Below are 24,606 nucleotides of genomic sequence, written 5' to 3'. Positions count from 1 at the left end.
ATGGCCACGCACCTGCTGACCGGTGCGGGCTCCGGCATCGGCGCCGTCCTCGCGCGGCGACTCGTGGAGCGCGGCGACGACGTCGTGGTGCTCGCGCGCGATGCGGGACGGGCCAGGCAGATCGCCGACGACCTCCCCGGGGTCTCGACGCTGGTCGGTGACCTCGCGCAGCCCGGCCGCCTCTCGTGGGCCCTGTCGAAGCAGAGCCTTCCCGATCGCATCGATTCCCTGGTGCACGCGGCAGGGGTCGTGGACCTCGGATCGGTGGGGGACCTCACCCCGGCGCTCTGGGAACAGCAGCTCGCGGTCAACCTCGTCGCCCCGGCGGAGCTCACCCGGCTCCTGCTCCCCGTCCTGCGCGTCTCGCGCGGGCACGTCGTGTTCGTGAACTCCGGAGCCGGGCTGCGGGCGAGCCCGGGGTGGTCGGCCTACGCGGCCTCGAAGCACGGTCTGCGGGCCCTCGCGGATGCGCTTCGGCAGGAGGAGGCCGAGCACGGTGTGCGCGTGACCTCGGTCTATCCGGGACGCACCGCGACGCCGATGCAGGAGCGCGTGCACCGGCAGGAAGGGCAGGAGTACGACGCCGCGCGGTTCATCACGCCGGACGCCGTGGCGACGACGATCCTCGCCGCTCTCGATCTCCCGCGGGATGCGCACCTCACGGATCTCACGGTGCGGCCTCAGGGCTGAACGCCGATCTGACCATTCTCCTGCACCTCATCACGAGGGTGTCAAGGCCCTTCCCTTCCCCGGCGGGGTATCGGAGGCTCGTCATCAGAGAGTCCTGGAGGGCCGACTGATGTCAGAAGTTCCTGATCCCCGTTTCGTGCTTCACCGCATCACGCCGTCGGAGTGGGTGATCAACGACCTGCGCTATCCCCAGAACGATCCGCGCCATGTCGTCGCCTGCGTGTACGAGCTCGCGGACACCGAGGTCGAGGTGACGTGGCTGCGTGATCTTCCGCTCGCCATCCGTTATGGCACCGCGTTCGAGGTACTGGAGGAGGTCGAGCGGATGCAAGGCGCGAGCCGAGCCACGCGCCCCATCGCGATCCCGTCTCGCCCGCCCCTGCTGGCCACCTGAACCCGCACGAGAAAGGGCACCCCTCCGCGAGGAGGGGTGCCCTTTCTCCTGTCCCGGTCAGTCGTCGTCGCTGATGACAGCGGCGCGGTCGGCCTCTGCGCTGTCGATCTGGGCGTCGTCCGCATCCTCGTCGAGCACCTCTTCGCCGTCGACTTCACGCGTGGGGAGCTCTTCGGCGTCCCCATCCCCGTCCGCGATCGGCGGGAGGGGCGGGATCGGGGGAGTCGTGTTGGACATGTCGTCTCCTTTCGTCGGATGCCCTCTGTCTACGCGTGTACGCGATGGTGGTGGAGGCCGTTGACGGGTGGCGGCTTGGACGGGTACGGGCGTCGGGCGTCAGGATGCGGGGGGAGTGCTTCCGCCCCCGGGACCGCCGCTCATCCCGGCAGAGGCTTGCTGGGTGACGCTGTTGGCATAGTCGTTCGTCGGATCGCGGTAGATGGTGTGCACATGTCCCCAGCCCGATGTCGTCACACCGTCGACGTCGGCGCCGGCCGAGCCCTGCTGTGCCTGGAAGGCGATGTAGACGTTCGGCCCGGAGATGGAGAAGTCGATGCCGTTCCCGGTGGTCATGTCGTACACCGTCGCCCCGGACCAGGCGATGACGGTGTCGTCCAGGGTCTTGTCGATCTCCGCCAGCGCTGCGGCGGTGGTCTCCTCGTCGCTCATCCCGGCCCAGTTGGCGATGAGCTGGAGAAGGAGATCCCGCTGCTCGTCGGAGAGGTCGGCCCCCGACAGCCCGGCTCCGGTGGCGAAGTCGCAGGTGTCGCCCGGTGCGCACATGCTCACATCGCCGGAGGTCAACGTGGCCTGCTGGTCGGCGGTGAGGCTGTCGAAGAACGCGAACGCGTCCGTGTAGATCCCCTCGAACGGCTGCACCTCCTCGCCGTCCTCGTCGGTGTAGACAGCGGGTTGGACCCCGAGGTGCGTGGGAGCGAAGGTGATCGCGTCGGCGTCGCCGTCCAGCGTGGCGTTGATGCCGAGGTGGTGTCCGCCGAACTGCACCTCGAAGGCGCTGTCGGTCGCCGTGGGATCACCGAAGAAGGCGATGTAGTACTGGCCGAGGGAATCCTCGGTACTGCTGCTGTTCTCGGCGAGGTACTCGTCGCCGCCCATGATCCCGGTGACGGTCGCGTAGGCCTCGTCGCTGAGGAGAGACTCCATCACGGCGAGGGCCGCGGTCCGCTGCTCCTCCGTCAGGTCGGCGAGGTTCAGACCCGCTCTCTGCACGAAGGTCACCGGGAAGTTCGACCACGACGTCGTCTTCGTCTCGTCGTCGAAGTCGTACGACACGGCCTTCTTCTGCTCGTCGCTCAGCGTGGCGAGGAAGGCCGCAGCGGCGGCGGACGTGTCGGCGATCGTCTCCGCGGTCGACCCGGCGTCCGTCGACGCCGCCGTTGAGGTCGCGGCGGAGGATGACGCGGAGATCGTCGGTTCGGCGGTCGTGGCCGCCGCGCAGCCGCTCAAGACGAGGCCGCCCGCGAGGACGAGGCCGGAGAGCCAGGCGAGGCGTTTCGTGACGGGAGAGGGAGTCGTGTTCATGCCCACCACGCTAGGAAGGTGATCGATGGGGTTCCTTTGCGCCGTCGATGCGCATCCTATGAGGTGCGGGGATACCGTGTTTTTCCGGATGACCAGGACCTCATCCGCATGGAGGGGGCGCATACATCGACCGACCGATTCGCGACGAGAGCGCCGGTGACAGCGTGGAGGTATGAGCACGAAGAGAGCAATCGTCCTGGGAGTCTCCATCGCCGCCGGTCTGGCGGTCATCGGAGGACTGGGCGCCGCCGGTTACTACCTGTTCAACCAGCCGACCGACTACCGCATCACGTACGAGCTCCACGGTCTGAGTGGCGACGAGACGATCCGCTACCAGGACACGGCCTTCGCCGAGGGCTTCGTGTTCGGGACCAAGGAGACGGAGGAGACGGTCGTCGATGCCCGCGCCGGCGCTATGACCATCGAGGCCATCGTCACCGAGGGGGAGGAGGCGGCTGTCGTCATCGAGAACCCCGGAGCCACCGTGGCGTGCGCGATCGTGCAGGACGCAGGTGACGCGAACCTCGAGGTCCTTCGCACGGACGAGGAGATCGCGACGGCGGGCTCCGTCACCTGCCGCGCCGTCCTCGACTGAGTCGGTCGGTCCGCATCGCCTCAGGCATTCGCGCGACAACAGGCGTCCCCTCCCAGGGGGGCCTGTTGTCGCGCGATGGCATGAGCTAAGGGAGGTAGCGGTCAACGATCGCGCGGAGCTCTGCGTCGTCGGGCGCGGTGGTCACCCCGGTCACGCGCTGCAGCGTCGCGAAAGGAGTCGACGCCGAACCGGTGGGAGCGGGCTCGATCTGCGTCTTCCAATCCGGGGCGATTCGGTCGAGAAGCAGTCCGAGCTGGGCACCGGTGAAGTACGAGTAGTCGCGTTCCAGGACGATCTGCTGCTCGGGATCGGAGATCAGACCTTCGAGGCCATCGGTGAAGGTCCGCTGCACCGGGGTGAGTCCTCGCGCCCTGTCGAAGGCCCGCTCGACGTAGGTGGCGGTCCCCTCGATCGCCTCCAGATCGATCTCCGCCTTCAGGGTCGGCCACGTCGTGTAGCGCGCCATCCGAACGGTGGCGAGGTCGGACGCGAGGACGGCCAGGGCCTGCGGGTCCGTCTCCGTCTCCACCCGGTCGAAGATACGCGCCTCGACACGCAGCAGCTCGTACTGTGCCTCGGTGTGCGGGTAGTCGGGGATGAGCCCACCGGCTCCCCATGGCCAGGCGCCGGGAGCCTCCGGGTCGAGCCCCTGCTTCGTGACGTGGAAGTTCTCGTGCAGGGAGAAGCGCTGGAAGCCCTGAGAGGTCGTCGTCTCGGTGTCGAGCATCGCCTGGTTGTACTTGAACGCGAGGACGTCGCGGTCGCTCACATCGATGACAGCGAAGTTCGACGGGGCATACAGCAGCCATTCCCCGACGGCGAACGTCCGGCTGATGCGGACGTCATCGAGGTGGGAGGCCCCGGGGACGTCGATCTTCGCCATGCCCGACGTGTCCGTGACGCCGCTCATGTTGACGAGGATCGCGTGCGACCAGAAGGAGCTCTTCTCCCCGTCCGTGCGCAGCAGCACCAGCGGCTGGTCCTCGTACCGGTACGCATCCGTCCAGATCTCCGCAGCGTGTGTCGCCGTGATGTCGTATTGCTCCGACAGCTGCGTGAGCATCTCCTTGTCGGTGGCATCAAGGCTTTCCCAGTTCGATGGCGCCGGGGCGAGCAGGCGCCATGCGATCACCCCGCCGATACCGAGAGCGATGACGGCGAGGATGCTGAGGATCACGGTGACGGCGCGGCGACCGCGAGACCGGGTGACGGAAGCGTGCATGTGTAACACGCTACGTCGGAGGCTGTGTCGTTTTCATATGCTCCTGCGCAGGCGAGCGCGCCACGTCAGGCCAGACATGCTGCAACCGCCTGATGCGCAGTGAGTGCCTGAACCCGCGAGGCTGTCACCTCGTGATCGCGTCCCGCAGTGCCGCCCTCAGCTGTGGCGCCAAGGTGTCGGTGAACGTGGTGGTCAAGTGGTCTTGATCGCGGTAGGCGTTGGCCCCGCCGATCACGGGGAGGCACTCGCTCGACGAGCAGAACACCGGGGTGAAGTCCAGCACTGTGACCCCCGGGAAGTCCTCGCCGGCAGCCCTGATCGGGTCCGACGCGGCGAGGGCATCGTCGCGCGATACGGAGCAGGCCTCCGGGCTTCGCGTCTGCAGGCACTTGTTCGGGTCCGTCGCCCAGGCCGGGTTGTCCACCAGGGCGATCACCCGTGTGCCCTCGGAGATGACACGTGACCAGGCCGCCCGGTATCCGGAGGCGGCGGCATGCAGGGTGGACTCGTGTCCTGCCTGCGCGAAGGGGGTCGCGGCCAGGGCCGTCGTGAAGACGACGTCGAAGTCGCCGCCTTCCAGTGCGGCCGTGACCTCGTCCCGCCACTCCGAGCAGGCTGCTCCGAATGCGCCGCCCGTCGCCAGTGGGGTCGTGTTCCACGGGCACGCCCCCTTGACGTACTTCGTCAGCGACCAGCCTTCCTTCTCCGCCATCGCCCTGAGGGTGCTCACGTATTGGAAAGCGTGGCTGTCTCCGACGAGCGCGATCGACGGGGCGTCCGTCGTCCGTGACCCGAAACGGCAGGCCACGGCACGAGAATCGTTCAGTTGGACGAAGCACTTCTGCTCGGTGGGGCGATCCGCGCCGGCGAATCCAGGGGTCGGTATGACGGACGCGCTCCGGCTGTCCGCGCAGCGGATGTCGAGCACCGCCTGGGCTCCGAAACACGCAGGGGGGTGTGCGCGGACAGCCGCGAGAGCAGTCGCGTCGCGTTCGTAGGTCGGAGCATTCACCGCCCACGCGGCTCCCGCGCCGGCGCCGACCACCGTCATCCCCGCGAGAGCGAGGGCGAGCACGACCCGCGGGCGCCTGAGCGAGGGCGCGCGCCAGGTTCGGGCGGGATCCTCGATGAATCGTTTCGTCAGCCAGGCCACGACGAAGGAGAGCGCGAGGAGGGCCAGGCGGTGAGCGAGGGAGAGGCCCCAGAAGGGCACGGAAGGAGCGATCACGATGAGCGGCCAATGCCAGAGGTAGAGGCTGAAAGAGATGTCCCCGGTGAATCGCAGGGGGCGGATGGCCAGCAGGCGTGCGGGGAGCCACCAGCGTGCTGCATTCGTCGCCGCGATCACGGCTGCTGCGCCGATCGTCGGCACGGCGGCCGCGTATCCGGGGAACGCGGTCTGTCCGTCGAAGAAGGAGATGCTGAACAGGATGGCGACCAGCCCGGCCCCTCCGAGCAGAGCGCTCGTGAGGGGGCGCCGCGCGCGCAGCGCGGGGAGCAGGGAGAGCAGGGCGCCGACCCCGAACTCCCACAATCGGACGGGAGTCACGAAGTAGGCGGGCGCGGGATACGCTGCGGTCAGCGCCACACAGGAGACGAACGAGGCTATCGACAGGACTCCGACGACGACGGCGATGACCTTTCGGTGTTCGCCGTGGATGCGCTTCACCGCGAGCCATCCGGTGAGGACGAGGAGCACAGGCCAGAGGACGTAGAACTGCTCCTCCAGCGACAGTGACCAGTAGTGCTGAACAGTGGTCGGATCTCCCGTCTGGCCGAGATAGTCCGTGGCCGCACTCGCTAGATACCAGTTCTGCACGGAGAAGGCCGACGTGACGATCTGGCGGAGCTCCTCCGAGAGAGCGGAGATCGGAGTCAACTGGCGGAGGGCGACGACCGTCACGCAGAACAGAAGGACGAGCAGGGACGCGGGAAGGAGGCGTCGGGCCCGACGGGCCCAGAATCGACCGATGTGCACCGTCCCCGTCGACGTGAGCTCGCGAACCAGATGCCCCGTGATGAGGAAGCCGGAGATGACGAAGAAGACATCCACTCCGACATACCCGCCGCTGAAGCGCGCAGGCCAGAAGTGGTAGAGGACGACGGCGAGAACCGCGAGAGCCCGAAGCCCCTGGATATGCGGGAGATGTCCCTGAGGAGGGGCGGGTCGAGTGCTCATGTGTAACACGCTATAAACGAGAGCGTGTCGTTTTCGTATGCTCCCGGGCAGGCGATCGCGCGAGATCAGGCCGGAGGTGGCGCAACTGCCTGATGCGGCGCGAGGGCCTGACCTCGCGGGATGTCACGGGCTCCAGACACACGAAAACCCCCGGCGAACCGAGGGTTTTTCGTGGACCTGAGGGGACTCGAACCCCTGACCCCCTGCATGCCATGCAGGTGCGCTACCAGCTGCGCCACAGGCCCAGACGCTGCTCCGGAGTGCTCCGGGCAACGTGAAAACACTACTACACGAATCCGCATCCGCACCAATCGGCGCGGGCCGCCCGGGCGCGTCGGGACACGCGGAACATCCGGCGGTGCAACGGCGTTCGATCCATCGTGAGCATCCTCGACAGCCTCGTGATCGGCGCCGGCCAGGCCGGGCTGTCCGCGTCCTTCCATCTGCGTCGCCGCGGAATCGAGCACGTCGTGCTGGACGCCGATGCTCGGGCCGGGGGAGCCTGGCAGCACCGGTGGGACGCCCTCACGATGCGCGATGTGCACGGGGTCGCCGAGCTCCCGGGAGACACCGCGCCGCCGCGGGACGAGCGCCAGGCGAACATCGCGGTGCCGGAGTACTTCGCCGCCTACGAGAAGGCCCAGGATCTGCCGGTGCTGCGGCCGGTGCACGTCCGTCGAGTCCACGATGACGACGGGGTCCTCGTCGTGGAGGCCGACGAAGGGGAGTGGCACACCCGCACCCTCGTCAACGCGACCGGGACCTGGACGCAACCCTTCGTCCCTCACTACCCGGGGATGGAGACGTTCCTCGGGGAGCAGTTCCACACCGTGGACTACCCGGGGCCGGAGCACTTCGCGGGCAAGCGAGTCCTGGTCGTCGGCGGCGGTGCGTCCGCGGTGCAGTTCCTCGGCGCCCTCGCCCCCCTCACGGAGACGCTGTGGGTCACCCGTCGCCCTCCCGTCTGGCGCGACGACGACTTCACGCCGGAGGCCGGCGCTGCTGCCGTCGCGCTCGTCGAGAGGCGTGTGGCGGCCGGCCTGCCCCCGGAGAGCGTGGTCAGTGTGACGGGTCTCATGCTGCGCCCCCAGGAACGGGAAGCGGAGCGTCTCGGGGCGTATGCCGACCGTCGCCCGCTTTTCCAGCGGATCGAGCCCGACGGCGTGCGGTGGGCCGACGGGGCGTTCGAACGCGTGGACGTGATCCTGTGGGCGACGGGGTTCCGACCCGCGATCGGCCACCTCGCCCCGCTCCACCTGCGCAGTGCCGCCGGCGGGATCCAGCTCGACCGCGGGGGTCGAGGCACGACGGCGGTGGTGGATCCCCGGGTGCAGCTCGTCGGCTACGGTCCCTCCGCGAGCACCATCGGCGCGAACCGGGCGGGGCGAGCCGCTGCGGCCGGCGTCGTCCGCGCCCTCGAGGGAGTGGGGACCCCGGTCTCGTCCTGACCGGTTCGTCCAGGGGCGGCTCCTATGGATACGCTGGGAGGCATGCTGCGCATCGTCCTGACCGTCGTCTGGCTGCTGCTGTCCGCGTGGCTCGTGGTGTGGGTGGGTGAAGGCCTGTTCGGGGTGAACCAGCGCGAGTCGATCCTCCCCTTCGCGGGTGAGGACGGCCTGGGCGGACCGATCGTGATCGGCGTCGCCTGGGGCCTGCTGCTCACCTTCGGCGGGTCGATGTCGGGTCTGGCGCGGCGCAAGAAGGTCCGCGGGCCGGTGCAGATCGGCGTCGGCACCATCGTCGAGATGTCCCGCACTGGGGTGACCGTGAACGATGTGCCTCAGTACGACCTCTTCATCCGGGTCAGCCCGAGCGTCGGCGATGACTTCATCGGACAGCTGCGCATGCTGCTCGATGCCGGTGACGTAGGAGCGCTGCAGGTCGGACAGCCCGTCCCGGTCCGCTACAGCCTCGAGGACCCCGACACGGTCGAGCTCGCCGATCTCAGCGACCCGACCGTCCGTGAGGCGATGCTGCAGTGGCGCATCGACCGCGGCCTCATCGACCCGTCCCAGGTCCGCGCGCGCACGACGGGAACCCAGGTTCCCGCCTCCGTCGTCGAGGTCCGTCCGACCGGGCGGCGTCGCGAGGGGCAGAGCGAGCTCGCGCTGAAGGTGCTGGTGGCCCCGGAGGGCGCGGAGCCATGGGAGGCTGACACCACCGTGTTCGTCTACCCGCAGGCCGTCTCGCGGCTGCAGGTGGGGGCTCCCGTCTGGGCGTTCTACCGACGGGAGGATCCGCACACGGTCGCCGTCACCATCGAGAAGGAGGCGGCACGATGAACCCCCTGGACACGCTGATGTGGCTGGTGAACTTCCCGGCCGCGCACGGCTATGCGATGGTCTTCATCGCGGCGTTCTCGATCCTCGGGCTGTTCGCGATCTCCGCGCGGGGAACGACGCGCGGCGGGTCCCTGCGCGCCGTCCGCGAACGCGAGGGGCTGCTCCCCGCGGAGAGCCGATCCCGCGGGAACGTCGGCGGCACCGTGGTCCGCCTGGTCTTCCGCGTACTGGCCTTCGTGATGCTCGGCTCTCTCATCGTCGGGATCCTGAGCCTGACCGGTGTCCCGGTGACCCGCGCATACGTCTTCGAGAACGGCCGCCCGACGACGGGAACCGTCGACGGGGACTGGGTGACGTTCACGGCGGCGGACGGCACCGAGTACACCCTGGAGAGCGATTTCTTCACTCCTGCCGTGTACCCCGATCGCGACGCGTGGATCCCGACCGGCGCGCCTGTCGTCGTGCGGTATCTGCCGTCGCATCCGCAGGCTTTCGTCATCGACAGCTCGCAGACGCCGGGCTGACGTCGGCGGGGGCGCGTAGGGTGAAGACATGTCGCGCATCCTCGTCTTCGGCGGCCACGGCCGCATCGCTCTGCTGCTCGCCCCGCTCCTCGTCGCCCGAGGACATGAGGTCACGGGCGTGATCCGGAATCCCGATCATGTGTCCGAGGTGGAAGACGGCGGCGCCATCGCGCTCGTCGCCGACATCGAGACCATGGACGTCGACGCCCTCGCCGAGATCATCCGCGGGCACGACGCCGTGGTGTGGTCCGCGGGCGCCGGCGGCGGCAGTCCCGAGCGCACCTACGCGGTCGACCGGGACGCGGCGGTGCGGACGATGGACGCGGCGGAGCGCGCCGGCGTGCGGCGGTACGTCATGGTGTCGTGGATCGGCTCCACGGCCGACCACGGCGTCCCGGAGGACGACTCCTTCTTCCCGTACGCGGACGCGAAGTGGGCTGCCGACGAGCACCTCCGCGCCTCGGGCCTCGACGGGACGATCCTCGGCCCCGGCGCGCTGACCTTCGACGACCCGACCGGGCGGATCCGCATCGACCCCGAGGGGCGCGGCGAGGTCTCCCGTGCCGACGTCGCGGCTGTCATCGTCGCGGCCCTGGAGGACCCCGGAACGATCGGGCGCACGATCCGCTTCGGCAACGGCGACGAGGAGACCTCGGTACCGATCGTCGAGGCGCTCGCGCGCTGAGAGCCATGAACCCGGCTCGTTCGTTCGGGCGCCGCATGCGGCGGGGCCTCGGTGCCGCGACGGCCCTGACCGCGCTGATCACCGCCGTGGGCGCCGGGGCCGCCGCCTCGTCGTCGGCGGCACCGTCCAGCCCGCCGGCAGACGTGGTGACCGTGCAGGCGGCCGACGGCGACGGCCTGCGGGATCATGCCGCCGCCCTCGTCGCGGAGATGAGCACCGCGGAGCAGGCCTCGTCCATCGTGATGGGTCACATCGGCGGGAGCGACCCCGCGGCGCTTCGCGCCTACATGCAGTCGGGGCTCGGCGGCTTCATCCTCATGGGTGGCAACATCCCGGAGTCCGAGTCGGAACTCCGCGCGCTGACGGCAGCGCTGACGATCGATCCCGCTCTGCCCCCGCTGATCGCGGTGGACCAGGAAGGGGGCATCGTCTCGCGGCTGCCCTGGGACACCTACCCGGCGTCGCCGACTCTGAAGAGTCGCCCGGTCGCCGAGACCGCGGCGGCCTTCGCAGCCCGTGGCGCGCTCGTGGCTCGGGCGGGGATCACGGTCGACTTCGGCACGGTGGCCGACGTCCCCGCCGACCCCGGCTCCTTCATCTTCGGGCGGGCTCTTGGCACCGATCCGCAGAGTGCCGCCGACCGCACCGCCGCCGCGACGAAGGGGCAGGAGCATGTCGTGGCTTCGACGCTCAAGCACTTCCCCGGGCACGGAGCGGCGCCGGGCGACTCGCATCACGCGATCCCGAGCACGGGGATGACGAAGGCCGCGTGGCGAGAAGCGGACGGGCTCCCGTTCGCCGCCGGCATCGAAGCCGGTGCTTCGTTGCTGATGTACGGCCATCTCGCCTACACGGCGGTGGACGCGCGGCCGGCCTCGCTGTCCGCCGAGTGGCATCGCATCGCTCGGGGCGAGCTCGGCTTCGACGGGGTGTCCGTCACGGATGACCTCGGCATGCTGCTCTCCTCCGGGGACCCGGCGTATGCCGATCCGGTCGCGAACGGCGTCGCGGCGGTGGCGGCCGGCAATGATCTGGTGCTGATGATCGCGGGCTCCGATGCCCGGACGGCGGGAGAGATGGCTGCGGGAATCGCCGCGGCGGTCGATGCCGGCACTCTGCCCGCCGATCGCCTCGCGGATGCTGCGACGCGCGTGCTCGCGTTGCGCCTGCAGCTTTCCGATACGACGTCGTCGTGGAGTGTCTGCGGCGACTGCGCCCCTGCGGGTTGACCCTCAGGCCGCGGCGCGACCCTCGGGTGCGAGCCAGGCGGCGAGGAGGGAAGAGCGGAGAGCGGCACCGCGTTCCGCGAAGCCGCGCTGGCGTCGGACGTACTCCGCCTTGCCCTCCGGGGTCTCGATGCGTACCGGTTCGACGTCCCAGGCCGAGAGATCGTAGGGGGCCGCCTGCATGTCGAGCAGCCGGATGTCGCGCGCGAGCTCGAACGTGTCCAGGAGCAGTTCGCCGGGAATCAGCGGCCCGAGCTTCATCGCCCACTTGTACAGATCCATGCCGGCGTGCAAGCAGCCGGGCTGTTCGAACAGGGGCTGGTCGTCTCTCGTCAAAGCCGTGCGGTTGCGGGGCGCCGCATCCGGGGTGAAGAACCGGAAGGCGTCGAAGTGCGTGCAGCGGAGGTCGTGCGCCTCGACCACCGCATCCGTGCCCGCCTGACCAAGCCGAAGGGGGACGGCGTGCCGATGCTCCGCGGCGTTGTAGACCATCGCCCACTCGTGCAGCCCGAAGCAGCCGAACTGCCCGGGACGGGAGCCGGTGCGGCGCAGCATGAGGGCCACCAGTCGAGCGAGCTCGGGCTTCTCGGCCGCGAAGCGCTCCGCATCGGGCACGACGCCGTCGGGTGTGTTCCCGGGGACGTACCAGCGCCACGCCGCCCGTTCGGACGCATCCTGCAGCTCCACGCCCGCTCCGGGGTGCCAGCGGCGGAGCTGCGCGGGCTTGTAGCCGTAGTAGGTGAAGAGGAAGTCCCACACGGGGTGCTTCTCGCCGCGCGCGACGCGCTCCCGGTGCGCCGCCGTCAGCGCGTCGGCCCGTTGCCGATGCGCGTCCTCCCGCCGCAGCCAGTCATCACGCGTGAGGATCATGTCACTGCAGGATGCCGGCGTCGCCGAGCTGGTCGCGAAGGCCCGCGCCGTCCTCTGCGCTCACCCACGGCGCCTCGTCCGCATCATGGGACTCCATCTCGGCACGACCGCCGGCGAGCACCGCCTCCGCGGGCAGCAGTCGACGGATCGCGACACCCGCGACGGAATCCGGGTGCTCCTCCTGGAACTGCGTGTAGATGGCCTCGTCATGCTGTCCGTCGTCGCCGATGAGCAGCCACTTCACGTCGGGGAACTCGGTGGCCAGTCGGCGCAGGTTGGTGAGCTTGTGCTCGCGCCCGCTCCGGAACCAGCGATCGTGCGTGGGACCCCAGTCGGTCAGCAGCAGCGAGCCGGCGGGGAAGAGATGCCGGCCGAGGAACCGGGAGAGTGTGGGTGCGACGTTCCAGGCACCCGTGGAGAGGTAGATCATGGGCGCTCCGGGGTGCTGCCGGAGGAGCTGGTCGAGCAGCACGGCCATGCCCGGTACCGGGATGCGCGCGTGCTCGTCGACGACGAACGAGTTCCAGAAGGCGATGAATGGTCGAGGGAGCGCCGTGACCATGACGGTGTCGTCGACGTCGGAGACGACGCCGAACCGCGTGCTCTCCGCGACGATGAAGGCGCGGGCCTCGATGGGCTCCTGCCCTTCGACGGTGATGGTGAAGGTCTGCCAGCCGGGTTCCAGCTCGGCGCGGATGACCGAGTCGATCACGCCGCCGCGGTCGGCGACGACCTGATGAGTGCCGTCTCCGAGGTGCACGCTGACCGAGGCGAAACCCACGGGGATGCCGACGAAGCTGCGCCAGCCGCGGATGCTCGCCGGCTCGCCGTCACGGTTGTTTCGCTGCGGCGGGACGATCAGCACCCGGCCGAGCACGCGCACCCATCCGGGGCCTCCGTAGCCGGGGAAGGGCAGGACAGTGGCGTTGCGACCGCGGCGGCGCGCTCGTCCCTCGCGCCACACGTGCAGACGGTGCTCGAGTCGGGCGAACCAGTGGATCCTGGGCGCCGGGGGTGCGGGGGCCATTGCCTCAGTCTTTCACGTCGGCGTCGGACTCCGTCGCCGGGGCCTCCAGATGACGGGCTTCGAGACGGTGCAGCAGCCTCTTGCCCAGATAGGCGAGGACGAGGAACAGGGCGATGACTCCGACGAACAGGTACCCCGCGAAGTGCACGCGGTCGACGAGCTCGCGGAAGCTCCCGGCCGCCAGGGAGGTGACGCTCACGTACGCCGAGGCCCAGATGATGCAGGCCGGGGTCGTCCAGGCCAGGAAGCGCCGGTAGGGGTACTCGCTCATCCCCACTGTGAGAGGGACGAGGGAGTGCAGGACCGGGAGGAAGCGGGAGAGGAAGATGGCGATGCCGCCGCGCCGGGCGAGGTAGTTCTCCGCGCGGACCCAGTTGTGCTCGCCGATCCGTCGACCCAGCCAGGAGGCGCGGATGTAGGGGCCCAGCCAGCGGCCGAGCCAGAACCCGATGCTCTCCCCGATCAGGGCGCCGACGACGACGGCCACCCCCATCGCGATGCCCTCCAGGGGAGTGGCGACGCCCATCGAGGCGATGATGACGATGGTGTCGCCCGGGACGATGAGGCCGATGAGGATGCTCGTCTCCAGCATGACGGCGAGACCGGCGACCAGTGTGCGCGTGACCGGATCGATCGACTGCACGGTGTCGAGGAGCCAGAGCAGGAGGTCGTCCACCCCATGAGGATACGGGAGCGGCCCGGTCCTAGGCTGGAAAGGTGCCCGACCGCCTGAGCCCCCGACCGCTGCCGTCCTGGGTGGCGTCGGAGCGTCTGTTCCCGGCGCTCGCGCAGCGGGAGGCGGACGTGTTCTGGCTCGATGCGGGCGCTGACGCCGTCGAGGGATGGAGCTTCCTCGGCACTGGCGTCGCGGAACCGCTGCCCGGGGACGTACGTCTCGACACCGATCCCGTGGAAGCGGGGATGCCGCCGTTACGCGGGGGATGGGTGGGCTGGCGCGACTACGAGAGCGGTGCGGCTCTCGCGGGGGCGCCGGTCGCCGGGGAGATGGAACCGGACGCTCGGACCTGGCTGCGCGTGACCAGGGCTCTCGCGTTCGATCACGGCGCGCGCCGACTGTGGCTGCTGTCCCCCGAGGGCGAGACCGACGACGAGGGGGAGCGCTGGCTGCAGTCCCTTCTGACCGCGCCCCGTGCGGAGAGTCGCGTCCGTGCGGCGGAGGCCCGTCCGGTCGCGGAGGCCCGACACACCCCCGACGCGTACGAGAAGCTCATCGGCCGCTGCCGTGACCTCATCCATGCGGGCATCGCCTACCAGCTCTGCCTCACGACGCGGTTCACCGTGCCAGGCACCCACGACCCCGTCGCCGTGTACGAGCAGCTCCGGGCCGCCACACCGGCGCACCATGGCGGTTTCCTGCGCATCGGAGGACGTGCGCTCCTGAGCGCCAGCCCCGAACAGTTCCTTCACGCCAGCGGTGGGGTCATCCGCACCCGTCCCATCAAGGGGACTCGTCCTCGGGGCACCGACGCCGTGACTGATGCCGCGCTCGCCGCAGAGCTCGCCGCGGACCCGAAGGAGCGGGCCGAGAACGTCATGATCGTCGATCTCATGCGCAACGACCTCTCCCGGGTCTGCGTTCCGGGGTCGATCCGCGTCGAAGGCCTCTGGGAAGTCGAGAGCTATCCGGCCGTGCATCAACTCGTGAGCACGGTCAGCGGCACGGCCGCGGAGGGGATCACCGTCGGAGTGCTGCTGGAGGCGGCGTTCCCCGCCGGGAGCATGACCGGGGCCCCGAAGCTGTCGGCCATGACGCAGCTGCACGATCTCGAGGGCGCTCCTCGCGACATCTACGCCGGCTGCTTCGGCTACATCGGCGTGGACGGGGCTCTCGATCTCGCGATGGTCATCCGCAGCATCGTGGTTGACGCGGATGCGGCGTTCGTCGGCGCGGGCGGGGGGATCACCTGGGGTTCGGTGCCGGCGGCCGAGGTGCGTGAGGTCGCCACCAAGGCCAGGGCCCCCCTCGCGGCGCTGGGCGCGGAAATGCCCGCGACCTGGCGTTCCGATATCCTGAACTGATCCCGTTTTTTCCTTCAGATTGGTCGTGCGTTCGTTGTCCGAGAACATGTCCACCGCTCCCGTCGACGAGGAGTTCTCCTCGCCGCACGCCATCCAGGCCAAGTGGCAGAAGTACTGGGCGGAGCACGAGACGTTCCTCACGGGCGGCGACGAGGACACCCGGCCGCGGCGCTACGTGCTGGCCATGTTCCCGTACCCCTCCGGTGACCTGCACATGGGGCACGCGGAGAACTACCTCTACTCCGACATCGTCGCCCGCTTCTGGCGTCACCGCGGTCACAACGTCCTGAACCCGATCGGATGGGACTCCTTCGGTCTGCCGGCGGAGAACGCCGCGATCCGTCAGGGTGCCGATCCGCGCGAATGGACGTACCAGAACATCGCGCAGCAGAAGGTCGGCTTCCAGCAGTACGGTGTCTCGTTCGACTGGAGCCGGGTGCTGCACACCTCCGACCCGGAGTACTACCGCTGGAACCAGTGGCTGTTCCTGAAGATGTATGAGCGCGGCCTGGCCTACCGCAAGAAGAGCCCGGTGAACTGGTGCCCCAACGACCAGACCGTGCTGGCGAACGAGCAGGTCGTCGATGGGCGCTGCGAGCGCTGCGGCTACGAGGTCGTCAAGAAGAAGCTCACGCAGTGGTACTTCCGCATCACCGACTACGCGGACCGTCTGCTGGACGACCTGAACCAGCTCGAGGGATTCTGGCCGCACAAGGTGCTGCAGATGCAGCGCAACTGGATCGGCCGCTCGGTCGGCGCCGACGTCGACTTCCGCATCGAGGGGCGCGAGGAGCCGGTGACGGTGTTCTCGACGCGCCCCGACACCTTGCACGGTGCGACGTTCTTCGTCGTGGCCCCGGATGGCGACCTGGCCGCGGAGCTCGCCGCCGACGCCGAGCCGGAGGTGCGCGAGCGCTTCCAGGCGTACCTGGCCGAGGTGCAGAAGACCACCGATATCGACCGTCAGTCCACCGACCGCCCCAAGACGGGCGTGTTCCTGGGCCGCTACGCCATCAACCCGGTCAACGGCGAGAAGCTCCCGATCTGGGCCGCCGACTACGTGCTGGCCGACTACGGGCACGGCGCCGTCATGGCGGTCCCGGCGCACGACCAGCGTGACCTCGACTTCGCACGCGCGTTCGACCTGCCGGTGAAGGTCGTCGTCGACACCACCGCTCCGGTGACCGGTGCCATGCCGGTCATCGAGGTGGACGAGGACGGCGTCCCGATCGATGCGGATGCCGCGCTCGACGAGCAGAACCCGGCGAAGACCGGTGTCGCGCTCACCGGCGAGGGGCGCATGATCAACTCCGGTCCGCTGAACGGACTGTCCAAGCGCAACGCGATCGCCCGCGCCATCGAGCAGCTGGAGGCATCCGGCACCGGTCGCGCGGCGAAGAACTACCGCCTGCGCGACTGGCTGATCTCGCGTCAGCGTTTCTGGGGAACCCCGATCCCCATGCTGCACGCCGAAGACGGCCGGATCATCCCCGTGCCGGAGGACCGACTGCCCGTGAAACTGCCGAGCGTGGAGGGCCTCGACCTCAAGCCGAAGGGCACCTCGCCGCTGGGCGGCGCGGAGAGCTGGGTGCGCACGACCGATCCCGAGACCGGTGACCCGGTGCTGCGCGACCCCGACACGATGGACACCTTCGTCGACAGCTCCTGGTACTTCCTGCGGTTCCTGTCCCCGAACAGCGACACGCAGGCGTTCGACCCGGCCCAGGCGGCACGTTGGGCACCGGTGGACTCGTACATCGGCGGCGTCGAGCACGCGATCCTGCATCTGCTGTACGCCCGCTTCATCACGAAGGTCCTCTTCGACATGGGGCTGATCGACTTCACCGAGCCCTTCTCCAACCTGATCAACCAGGGCATGGTCCTGCTCGACGGGCAGAAGATGTCGAAGAGCAAGGGCAACCTGGTGCTGTTCCAGGAGGAGCTCGACGCCCACGGCGCCGACGCCCTGCGCGTCGGGCTGGCCTTCGCCGGTCCGGTGGAGGACGACAAGGACTGGGCCGACGTCTCGATGACCGGTGCGCAGAAGTTCCTGTCGCGCGCCCTGCGTGTCGCCCACGAGGTCGCCAGCCCGGTCGACGTCGTCTTCGACGGGGGCGACGCGGCGCTGCGCCGCGCGACGCACAAGCTGCTCGCCGAAGCGCCCGCGCTGGTCGAGCAGACGAAGTTCAACGTGCTCGTCGCCCGCCTGATGGAGCTGGTCAACGTGACCCGGAAGACGATCGACGGCGCTGCCGGTGCTGCCGACCCCGCCGTCCGTGAGGCGGCGGAGACCATCGCCGTCATGCTCGACCTCATCGCCCCGCACACCGCGGAGGAGATGTGGGAGATCCTCGGGCACGAGCCGTCCGTCGGACTCGTGTCGTGGCGCTCCGCCGATCCGGCGCTCCTCGTCGAGGACACCGTCACCGCGGTCGTGCAGATCGGCGGCAAGGTGCGCGCGCAGCTCGAGGTGCCGGCACGCATCGGCGAGGCCGAGCTCGAGGCGCTGGCACGAGCCGATGAGCGCGTCATCCGGTCGATCGGTGATCGCGAGATCGTCAAGGTCGTCGTGCGGGCCCCGAAGATCGTCAGCATCGTCGTCAAGGGCTGAGTCCTCGGCGTGCGGGGACGGGTGTCCTGGGGCGCGTGCCTGCTCATCGGGGCGCTGGCTCTGAGCGGATGCGGGATCGTGCCCCCGATCGGCGGGCCGGATCGCTCTGAGTCGGTGCCGTCGCTGGGCGGGACGTGCGAGATCGGGTGGTGGCTGGCTCCGGCGGTGGAGAACCCGCCCGCCGAAGCCGAGCGCATCGCTGCCGACGCTCTGCAGGAGGCGACCGTCAGTGACCGGCAGTGGGACGACTGGTACCGCCTCCTCGATGACGACCCCGATCTCGACACGGTTCCCGCGATCCGGCTCCGCGGTTCCGCCTACCTGGAGGCCGTGCGGGAAGACGTGCGGACGGCTCTGGAGGAGGCGGGCTATCCCGATGACCAGAGGGTCGTCGAGGTGCACGCGAATCTGTCCTGCGCGAAGGGCTGACGGCTGTCCTCCACGGCGGGTCCCGTCTGAGCACCTGTCCACGTTCCCCGGATCCGGGGTCGGGATGCGGTGGGCGCGACGCATAGGGTGACCGGATGACCTCGTCGCCGCCTCCACCTCCTCCGCCCCGTCGGAGGCTCCGCCTCGGGCTCGGCGCGGCGGTCGTGCTGGCGATCATCGCGCTTTCCACGGCCGTCGGCCTCGGGCTGTTGCAGGGCCGACCGTCGTCTGTCGAGGCCGTTCCGCTCGCGGAGAGCTCGGCTTCGGTCGAGTCCGCGCCCGCGGAGATCTACGTGCATGTGCTCGGGGCGGTCGAGCGCCCGGGTCTGTACGTGTTGCGAACCGACTCCCGGGTCGTCGATGCTCTCGCGGCCGCCGGCGGGTCGACGGATGCCGCCGACCTCGCGGGGGTCAACCTCGCCCGACGGGTCGAGGACGGGGAGCAGATCCTCGTGCCGGTCGTGGGTGCCGTCGCCGACCCTTCGGCCGGGCCTCCCGGTGACGGCGCCGTCGACCTGAACACCGCGGATGAGGCAGCTCTGGAAGAGCTTCCGGGAATCGGGCCGGCGCTTGCCGAGCGCATCGTCGCGTGGCGCGAGGAGAATGGTCGGTTCCGCACGGTGGACGACCTCCTGGCGGTACCGGGGATCGGGGAGAAGGTCTTGGAGGGGCTGCGCGACGGGGTACGCGTGTGACGAGCGTCACGCCTCGGGCGCCGCTGCCATTGTCCCGGAGTGCGCAGGGGCGAGAGAGGAGCGTCGCGCTACGGCTGCTTGCCAGCGTCCGGTCCGTGGGCAGCCTCGAAGGCACGCACCTTGCGGCGGTAGTCGAACCAGAGCTTCACTCCGTACGACGCCAGCGCCAACGGTAGGAGGAAGGCGATCCAGTTGACAAAATCGGCGACGTCATGGATGCCTACGCCCCGGAGTGCCGCGACTGCGCCCCAGCCGATCATCATGAAGAGAGCGGTCAGACGCAAGCGTCCGAGAGCGAGGCGCTGCTGGATCAGGGACGGTGCGGGGTCAGGCGCAGCCATCTATTTCCCCGGACCGCTGCCCGCATCGGAGAGTTCCCGTCTCCGCCGCTTTTGATCTCGCATCACGGGGATGAACACACCGAGGCCGAACGTGAGTCCTAGGAAGACGGTAGGGATCCATCGTCCGGTGAGGTCGGCGACAAGAAATGCTGCGCCGATTGTCATTGCGAGCCACCCCACTGCGAGGAGCGTGATCAGCCATCCCCGACGGCTGAGCTTGCGCTCGGCCACAGGGAGTTCGTCCGGAGGATCCCCCAGAGATTCAGTCATGCGCGAAGCATAGCGGTGTCGTCGTGAACCCCACGCTACGCCTGTCTGCCGCAGTCAGGCTGATGGAACGGTCGCGCCCGACGCCGACTGTCTCTCCGCCCTCGGAGAGTGCTCCTCCACGTCCTGACCTCGAGAGGTGTTGTCCTCCGCTCGTGCAGCGGCGGTCGCGGTGGGGGGAGTGGGCACCGGCGCGACTCTAGGGTGATCGGATGCATGAGCCGCAGCGATCGTCCCCGGGGCCCGAGCGGGGAACCGGGTGACCCGTGATCTGCGCCTGCTGCCGGTAGCGGTCGGTGCGTGGGGTGTGGCCTTGATCTGCGTTTTCGTGCCGGGAACGGCGGGGTGGCTTGCGGGTGGATGCCTGGCATCCGCGGTGATCATCGGCGCCGTGCTCGCGCTCCGGCGTCCGGCAGCCGCGACGTGGAGCGGCCTGATGATCGTGGTCCTCGCGGCGGGGGCCGCCGTGGCATTCACCGTGCTCGTACAGTCTGCGGACCGCGACGCCGTGAGGGAGTGGGACGGCAGGGTCGTCGAAGCGGTGGGGCAGGTGTCGTCATCGGCGTCCGTGGGGCGGGACGGGCGCCTGTGGATGGACGTGCAGCTGAGCGGCATCGGTGCGCCGGGTGCCGCGGGGCTGGCGAGCGGACCGGTGCGTATCGGGATCGCGGAGGCTGAGGGGTTCGTCCTCGGTGCGGTCGTGCGGGTGACCGGCGAGAGTGTGGGAACGGATCCGGGGGAGCGGGCGGGGCTCGTCGTCTTCGTCACCGTGGGAACCGTGGAGCGAGCGGCGCCGGGTGTCTTCGGAATCGCTGCCGACCTGCGACGGTCGTTCGTCGAGCGCGCCACCCGACTCCCGGAACCCGGTGCGGGACTCCTTCCCGGGCTGGCCGTGGGCGACACCACCGCCGTGCCCGCCGCGGTCGACGCCGATATGCGTACCAGCGGCCTCAGCCACCTCACCGCCGTATCCGGGGCGAACTGCGCGATCGTCGTCGCTGCGGTCTTCGGGATCGTCGCGTTGTGCGGAGGGGCGCGGGCGTTGCGGGTCGTTTTCGCCGTCGTGGCGCTGGCCGCCTTCGTGGTGCTCGTGACGCCGGAGCCGAGCGTCATCCGGGCCGCCACGATGGCCGCGGCGGGCATGCTGTCGATCCTCGTCGGGCGGCCGAGCGCAGGTGCCGGAATCCTGGCCGTGTGCGTGACCGCCCTCCTCATCGTTGATCCCTGGCTCGCATCGACGCCGGGATTCGCGCTGTCCGCCGTGGCCTCCGGGGCACTCATCCTCCTCGCCCCGGCGCTGGCGGACGGGATCGCGCGCTGGCTGCCCCGCCCGCTCGCCCTCGCGATCGCGGTGCCTCTGGCGGCGCAGCTCGCGTGCGCGCCCGTGATCGCGCTGTTCGCGGAGCAGCAGTCGCTCGTCTCGGTCGTCGCGAACCTCCTCGCCGAGCCGGCCGCGCCGCTCGCGACGGTGATCGGGCTCCTCGCCTGTCTCGCTGCCCCTGTCCCCGTCGTCGCGGATCTGCTCGCCGCGTCTGCCTGGTTGCCGTCGGCGTGGATCGCGACGGTCGCGCGGGTCACCGCCGGACTCCCGGGTGCTCAGGTGCTCCTCCCTGCCGGCCTCGGCAGCGCTGCGGTGGTCACGCTGGTGAGCGTCGCGATCGCCGTCGTGTGCTGCCGCGGAGGGCCGCGCGTCCGGGAAGTCGCGCGAACCGACGTCGTGACGGCGTCGGTTCGCGCGGGACGGGCCTGGACGCCCGGCGCTGTGCTCCCCGCCGCTCGACGCGTGGCGGCCGGCGTTCTCATCGTCGTCGCGTCCGTCGGCGCCTCCCGTGCGTTGATCGACGGTCCGCTCGCCTCGCTCGTGACGCCGCACGGGTGGGCGATCGCTGCGTGCGACGTGGGCCAGGGCGATGCGGTCCTGGTGCGTTCGCAGGACGCCGTGGCCCTCATCGACACGGGACCGGACCCGACGGCGCTCGACGCCTGTCTGCGCTCGCTGAGCATCGACCACATCGACCTCCTCGTGCTCACACATTTCGACGCGGACCACATCGGAGGCGCGACGGCACTCGAAGGCAAAGTGGGCACGGTGCTGCATGGACCACCTGCCGATGCCGCCGATGCGCGTGCGCTCGACGGCCTGGCCCGAGCGGGCGGAGCCCTCCGGCCGGTCGACGCCGGGGACCGGGGCGCGCTGGGCGGAGCGGCATGGCGGGTGCTCTGGCCGTTGCCGCACAGTGCCGCCTTCCCGCCAGGGAACGACGCGAGCGTCGTCACCGAATTCGTCGGGGGAGGAGTGCCCCGAGCGCTCTTCCTGGGTGACCTCTCCGCTGCCCCGCAGCGCGCGTTGCTCCGGAGCACGCCGCTGACGGGATACGACGTGGTGAAGGTCGCCCACCACGGCAGCGCCGACCAGGAACCCGCCCTCTACGACGCTGTGCAGCCGAGGGTCGCGCTCATCACGGTCGGCGCCGACAACGACTACGGGCACCCGCGTCGGGAGACCCTGGATCTCCTGTCGGCTCTCGGGACGCAGGTCTACCGCACCGACCGCGACGGCCGCACCCTGCTCGGCATCGAGGACGATGTCCTCCGCGTCTGGACCGACGTCGCGCCGCCCTGAGTGCCATTCACGAGGCAACGCACCTGGCTCTTGACTTCGAACGGCCCCAGCATGCGCCGGGAGCCGTTCGGTGCCGCGCTCAGTGGGTCACTGCAGCGTAAACGTTGCGCGTCCAATCTCGGTCACGCCGAGGTCGTTAGAGGCGACAAGCTCCACCGGGGTGGTCTCGTCGTCCAGCTCGTAGGCAACAGCGTTGGCGACCGTGCCGCCCTTCTTGATGTCCTGTAGCTGGGAGTCGAGGAACTGCTCGTCCGGGAGCATGCCGATGCCGAGCTCGTTGACGGCGTTCGGGTCGTTGTCTTGGATCGCGGTGAAGGTGCCGATCCACGCGATGGACGGATCGATCGTGTCATCGGAGTTGTTCGTGACTTCGTACCAGAACGCGATGACAGGCTTCTCGCCATACTCGTTGCCTGGTTGGCCGACGGCGATCTTCTTCGTGTCGGTGATCGTGATCGTGTACGCGGGTAGAGTGAGGACGTTGTTGGCAAACGATGCGTCGGTGGTCGTCTCCGACTCGTCCGAGGTGCCATCGCTCGACACTGCAGTGGTCGTCTGCGGCTTCGGCTCAGCCGCAGGTGCTGAGCAGCTGCTGAGCAGGAGTGCCGTGGTCACCAGAGCGAGCACGACGGAATTGTTTTTTGACAGGCGCATCAGCGCGTCCCCCAAGCGTAAGTGAGATTGCTGACGTGACGTCAGCAATCTCACGCTAGTGGTGGACGGACGGGCTGGAGATCGCCAGATGAGCGGGCTGGCGCGATTGTTATCAGCACGTCATCATTTGAGGTGAATCGTCTCCGGCCCAACCTCGGTGAAACACGATTCGGGGTATCGACGCTCGACGATCGCTCGCCCATCGGCTCCGCAACTGCGTTGCGGACGGCTTGATAATAGGAAGGCGCAAGTTCTCGCGTCTGGACCGACGTCGCGCCGCCCTGAGTCGGGTGTCCGACACCGCCGGTAGGCTGGTCCCATGGCAGCTTCCCGTCCTCCCTCCCGTGGCGGCGCGAAGGCCACGAAGATCCCGCAGGTGTCCTGGCGGGAGCCGCATCCCGCGCCGCTGGTGCTCGTCTCGGGCCCGGAGGAGGTCTGCGCCGAGCGCGCGATCGCCGGGGTGCGCGACTACCTCCGTGCCGAGGACCCGGCACTCGAGGTCAGTGACGTCCGTGCCGACGACTATGCTCCCGGCACACTGCTCTCCCTCACCTCACCGTCCCTGTTCGGTGAGCCGCGACTGGTCCGCGTATCCGGCGTGGAGAAGTGCTCCGACGCCTTCCTTCAGGAGGCCATCGGGTACCTGGAGAACCCGCAGGAGGGTGCGACGGTCGTGCTCCGGCACACGGGCGCCAGTGTCCGTGGGAAGAAGCTCCTCGACGCCCTGCGTGCGGGGACCGGTGGCGGGATTGAGATCGCCTGCCCCGCCATCAAGCGCGACGGCGACCGGGTCGACTTCGCGGCGGGGGAGTTCAAGGCGGCGAAGAAGCGCATCGCTCCACCTGCGCTCCGGGCGCTCGTCTCGGCCTTCGCCGACGACCTCACCGAGCTCGCGGCCGCCTGCCAGCAGCTGATCGGCGACGTCGAGGGCGACATCACGGAAGAGGTCGTCACCAAGTACTACGGCGGCCGGGTCGAGGTGTCGGCGTTCGTCGTCGCCGACACCGCCATCGCCGGTCGCTACGGCGAGGCTCTCGTGGCGCTCCGCCATGCGCTGTCCTCCGGTGCCGACCCCGTGCCGATGGTCGCCGCGTTCGCGATGAAGCTGCGCACGATGGCACGCGTCGCCGGCAACCGTGAACCCAGCAGGCAGCTCGCCCAGCGCCTCGGGATGAAGGACTGGCAGGTCGACCGCGCGCGTCGCGACCTGGCGGGCTGGAACGAGCGCTCCCTCGGGATGGCGATCCAGGCCACCGCGCGTGCCGACGCCGAGGTCAAGGGTGCGGCGCGTGACCCCATCTTCGCGCTCGAGCGGATGGTGACGGTCATCGCCACCCGCGAGCCGTTCGGGGGATAAGCCCCTGCGCGAAAGCAGAAAGCCCGCCTCACGAGGAGACGGGCTTTCCGGAAGTCAGAAGCTCAGAGAGCGGAGACCTGCTTGGCGATCGCCGACTTGCGGTTCGACGCCTGGTTCTTGTGCAGGACACCCTTGCTGACGGCCTTGTCGAGCTTGACCGAGGCCTTCTTCAGGTTCTTCTCGGCGGCGGCCTTGTCGCCGGCGGCGACGGCCGCGCGGGTCTGGCGGACGAGAGTCTTCAGCTCGCTCTTCACGGCCTTGTTGCGCTCGTGAGCCTTCTCGTTGGTCTTGTTGCGCTTGATCTGCGACTTGATGTTTGCCACGTGTGGACGCTTTCTGTACAGGAGTTATTC

The 24,606-nt window shown here is 69.4% G+C and carries 25 protein-coding genes and 1 tRNA gene; 14 read left to right on the top strand and 12 right to left on the bottom strand.

Annotated features, from left to right (window positions below):
* Both AC3B5L_RS10250 and AC3B5L_RS10245 read left to right on the top strand, forming a co-directional pair.
* Complete coding sequence (locus AC3B5L_RS10250) at window positions 1-690, top strand: SDR family oxidoreductase (protein ID WP_259955070.1); 690 nt, start codon at window positions 1-3, stop codon at window positions 688-690.
* A gap of 136 nt (window positions 691-826) precedes the next feature.
* Window positions 827-1,084 carry a hypothetical protein gene (locus AC3B5L_RS10245; RefSeq protein ID WP_231919629.1) on the top strand — a complete coding sequence of 86 codons (258 nt, stop codon included), beginning with the start codon at window positions 827-829 and terminating at the stop codon, window positions 1,082-1,084.
* Window positions 1,085-1,141: 57 nt separating this feature from the next.
* On the opposite strand, the gene AC3B5L_RS10240 is transcribed toward AC3B5L_RS10245, so the two are convergent.
* Together AC3B5L_RS10240 and AC3B5L_RS10235 are read right to left on the bottom strand one after the other, a co-directional pair.
* On the bottom strand, window positions 1,142-1,321 hold the full coding sequence (locus tag AC3B5L_RS10240) for a hypothetical protein (protein ID WP_259955067.1): 180 nt from the start codon (window positions 1,319-1,321) through the stop codon (window positions 1,142-1,144).
* A 99-nt stretch (window positions 1,322-1,420) separates the two neighbouring features.
* On the bottom strand, window positions 1,421-2,626 hold the full coding sequence (locus tag AC3B5L_RS10235) for a DUF3500 domain-containing protein (RefSeq protein WP_259955066.1): 1,206 nt from the start codon (window positions 2,624-2,626) through the stop codon (window positions 1,421-1,423).
* Window positions 2,627-2,798: 172 nt separating this feature from the next.
* On the opposite strand from AC3B5L_RS10235, the gene AC3B5L_RS10230 reads away from it, so the two are divergent.
* Complete coding sequence (locus tag AC3B5L_RS10230) at window positions 2,799-3,221, top strand: hypothetical protein (RefSeq protein ID WP_187661691.1); 423 nt, start codon at window positions 2,799-2,801, stop codon at window positions 3,219-3,221.
* A gap of 85 nt (window positions 3,222-3,306) precedes the next feature.
* Here the strand turns inward: AC3B5L_RS10230 and AC3B5L_RS10225 are convergent, their stop codons facing one another.
* The 3 genes from AC3B5L_RS10225 to AC3B5L_RS10215 form a co-directional block, all read right to left on the bottom strand.
* A complete protein-coding gene (locus tag AC3B5L_RS10225; protein ID WP_259955065.1) occupies window positions 3,307-4,443 on the bottom strand; it encodes a hypothetical protein in 1,137 nt (378 codons plus the stop codon).
* 124 nt (window positions 4,444-4,567) lie between these two features.
* Window positions 4,568-6,622, bottom strand: coding sequence for an acyltransferase family protein (locus tag AC3B5L_RS10220; protein WP_259955064.1), 2,055 nt, complete (start codon window positions 6,620-6,622; stop codon window positions 4,568-4,570).
* 172 nt (window positions 6,623-6,794) lie between these two features.
* Window positions 6,795-6,867: transfer RNA gene (locus tag AC3B5L_RS10215), tRNA-Ala, on the bottom strand.
* A gap of 135 nt (window positions 6,868-7,002) precedes the next feature.
* On the opposite strand from AC3B5L_RS10215, the gene AC3B5L_RS10210 reads away from it, so the two are divergent.
* From AC3B5L_RS10210 to AC3B5L_RS10190, 5 genes are read left to right on the top strand one after another with little or no spacing between them, the layout of a single operon-like run.
* A complete protein-coding gene (locus AC3B5L_RS10210) occupies window positions 7,003-8,070 on the top strand; it encodes a flavin-containing monooxygenase (RefSeq protein WP_259955063.1) in 1,068 nt (355 codons plus the stop codon).
* 42 nt (window positions 8,071-8,112) lie between these two features.
* Complete coding sequence (locus tag AC3B5L_RS10205) at window positions 8,113-8,904, top strand: hypothetical protein (protein ID WP_259955062.1); 792 nt, start codon at window positions 8,113-8,115, stop codon at window positions 8,902-8,904.
* The gene (locus AC3B5L_RS10200; RefSeq protein WP_259955061.1) at window positions 8,901-9,428 is read left to right on the top strand and encodes a DUF3592 domain-containing protein; all 528 of its coding nucleotides are present in this window, start codon (window positions 8,901-8,903) and stop codon (window positions 9,426-9,428) included. The genes AC3B5L_RS10205 and AC3B5L_RS10200 overlap by 4 nt, the downstream gene beginning before the upstream one ends.
* Window positions 9,429-9,456: 28 nt before the next feature.
* Window positions 9,457-10,113, top strand: a complete 657-nt coding sequence (locus AC3B5L_RS10195; protein ID WP_187661685.1) for an SDR family oxidoreductase — start codon at window positions 9,457-9,459, stop codon at window positions 10,111-10,113.
* Window positions 10,114-10,118: 5 nt separating this feature from the next.
* A complete protein-coding gene (locus tag AC3B5L_RS10190) occupies window positions 10,119-11,342 on the top strand; it encodes a glycoside hydrolase family 3 N-terminal domain-containing protein (RefSeq protein ID WP_259955060.1) in 1,224 nt (407 codons plus the stop codon).
* A 3-nt stretch (window positions 11,343-11,345) separates the two neighbouring features.
* Here the strand turns inward: AC3B5L_RS10190 and AC3B5L_RS10185 are convergent, their stop codons facing one another.
* From AC3B5L_RS10185 to AC3B5L_RS10175, 3 genes are read right to left on the bottom strand one after another with little or no spacing between them, the layout of a single operon-like run.
* Window positions 11,346-12,209, bottom strand: a complete 864-nt coding sequence (locus AC3B5L_RS10185; protein WP_259955058.1) for a 3-methyladenine DNA glycosylase — start codon at window positions 12,207-12,209, stop codon at window positions 11,346-11,348.
* A 1-nt stretch (window position 12,210) separates the two neighbouring features.
* Window positions 12,211-13,236: an App1 family protein phosphatidate phosphatase gene (locus tag AC3B5L_RS10180; protein WP_187661683.1), complete on the bottom strand. Its 1,026-nt coding sequence runs from the start codon at window positions 13,234-13,236 to the stop codon at window positions 12,211-12,213.
* A gap of 4 nt (window positions 13,237-13,240) precedes the next feature.
* Window positions 13,241-13,912 (bottom strand): DedA family protein, encoded by a 672-nt coding sequence (locus tag AC3B5L_RS10175; protein WP_259955055.1) that lies wholly within the window; start codon window positions 13,910-13,912, stop codon window positions 13,241-13,243.
* Window positions 13,913-13,953: 41 nt separating this feature from the next.
* Here AC3B5L_RS10175 and AC3B5L_RS10170 point away from each other — a divergent pair, with 41 nt between their 5' ends.
* From AC3B5L_RS10170 to AC3B5L_RS10155, 4 genes are all read left to right on the top strand, one after another.
* Entirely contained in the window at window positions 13,954-15,276 is a 1,323-nt protein-coding gene (locus AC3B5L_RS10170; RefSeq protein ID WP_259955054.1) for an anthranilate synthase component I family protein, read from the top strand.
* A 46-nt stretch (window positions 15,277-15,322) separates the two neighbouring features.
* Window positions 15,323-17,887, top strand: coding sequence for a leucine--tRNA ligase (gene leuS, locus AC3B5L_RS10165; protein WP_259955053.1), 2,565 nt, complete (start codon window positions 15,323-15,325; stop codon window positions 17,885-17,887).
* 9 nt (window positions 17,888-17,896) lie between these two features.
* Window positions 17,897-18,316, top strand: coding sequence for a hypothetical protein (locus AC3B5L_RS10160; protein ID WP_259955052.1), 420 nt, complete (start codon window positions 17,897-17,899; stop codon window positions 18,314-18,316).
* Between the two features lie 95 nt (window positions 18,317-18,411).
* Entirely contained in the window at window positions 18,412-19,011 is a 600-nt protein-coding gene (locus AC3B5L_RS10155; RefSeq protein WP_187661680.1) for a ComEA family DNA-binding protein, read from the top strand.
* Between the two features lie 68 nt (window positions 19,012-19,079).
* Here AC3B5L_RS10155 and AC3B5L_RS10150 read toward each other — a convergent pair whose 3' ends face one another.
* Both AC3B5L_RS10150 and AC3B5L_RS10145 read right to left on the bottom strand, forming a co-directional pair.
* Complete coding sequence (locus AC3B5L_RS10150; RefSeq protein WP_268777390.1) at window positions 19,080-19,352, bottom strand: hypothetical protein; 273 nt, start codon at window positions 19,350-19,352, stop codon at window positions 19,080-19,082.
* Window positions 19,353-19,622 (bottom strand): hypothetical protein, encoded by a 270-nt coding sequence (locus AC3B5L_RS10145; RefSeq protein WP_259955050.1) that lies wholly within the window; start codon window positions 19,620-19,622, stop codon window positions 19,353-19,355.
* Between the two features lie 256 nt (window positions 19,623-19,878).
* Between AC3B5L_RS10145 and AC3B5L_RS10140 the strand changes: the two genes are divergently transcribed.
* A complete protein-coding gene (locus tag AC3B5L_RS10140) occupies window positions 19,879-22,242 on the top strand; it encodes a ComEC/Rec2 family competence protein (protein WP_363332621.1) in 2,364 nt (787 codons plus the stop codon).
* An 87-nt stretch (window positions 22,243-22,329) separates the two neighbouring features.
* On the opposite strand, the gene AC3B5L_RS10135 is transcribed toward AC3B5L_RS10140, so the two are convergent.
* Entirely contained in the window at window positions 22,330-22,869 is a 540-nt protein-coding gene (locus AC3B5L_RS10135) for a DUF5067 domain-containing protein (protein WP_259952196.1), read from the bottom strand.
* 346 nt (window positions 22,870-23,215) lie between these two features.
* On the opposite strand from AC3B5L_RS10135, the gene holA reads away from it, so the two are divergent.
* On the top strand, window positions 23,216-24,253 hold the full coding sequence (gene holA, locus AC3B5L_RS10130; protein WP_025103705.1) for a DNA polymerase III subunit delta: 1,038 nt from the start codon (window positions 23,216-23,218) through the stop codon (window positions 24,251-24,253).
* A gap of 62 nt (window positions 24,254-24,315) precedes the next feature.
* Here the strand turns inward: holA and rpsT are convergent, their stop codons facing one another.
* Window positions 24,316-24,576, bottom strand: a complete 261-nt coding sequence (gene rpsT / locus AC3B5L_RS10125; protein WP_187661676.1) for a 30S ribosomal protein S20 — start codon at window positions 24,574-24,576, stop codon at window positions 24,316-24,318.
* Window positions 24,577-24,606: the final 30 nt, after the last annotated feature.

This window comes from Microbacterium sp. C-MGS6 (assembly GCF_058140415.1).
This window is presented reverse-complemented; position numbering and strand designations above follow the sequence as displayed.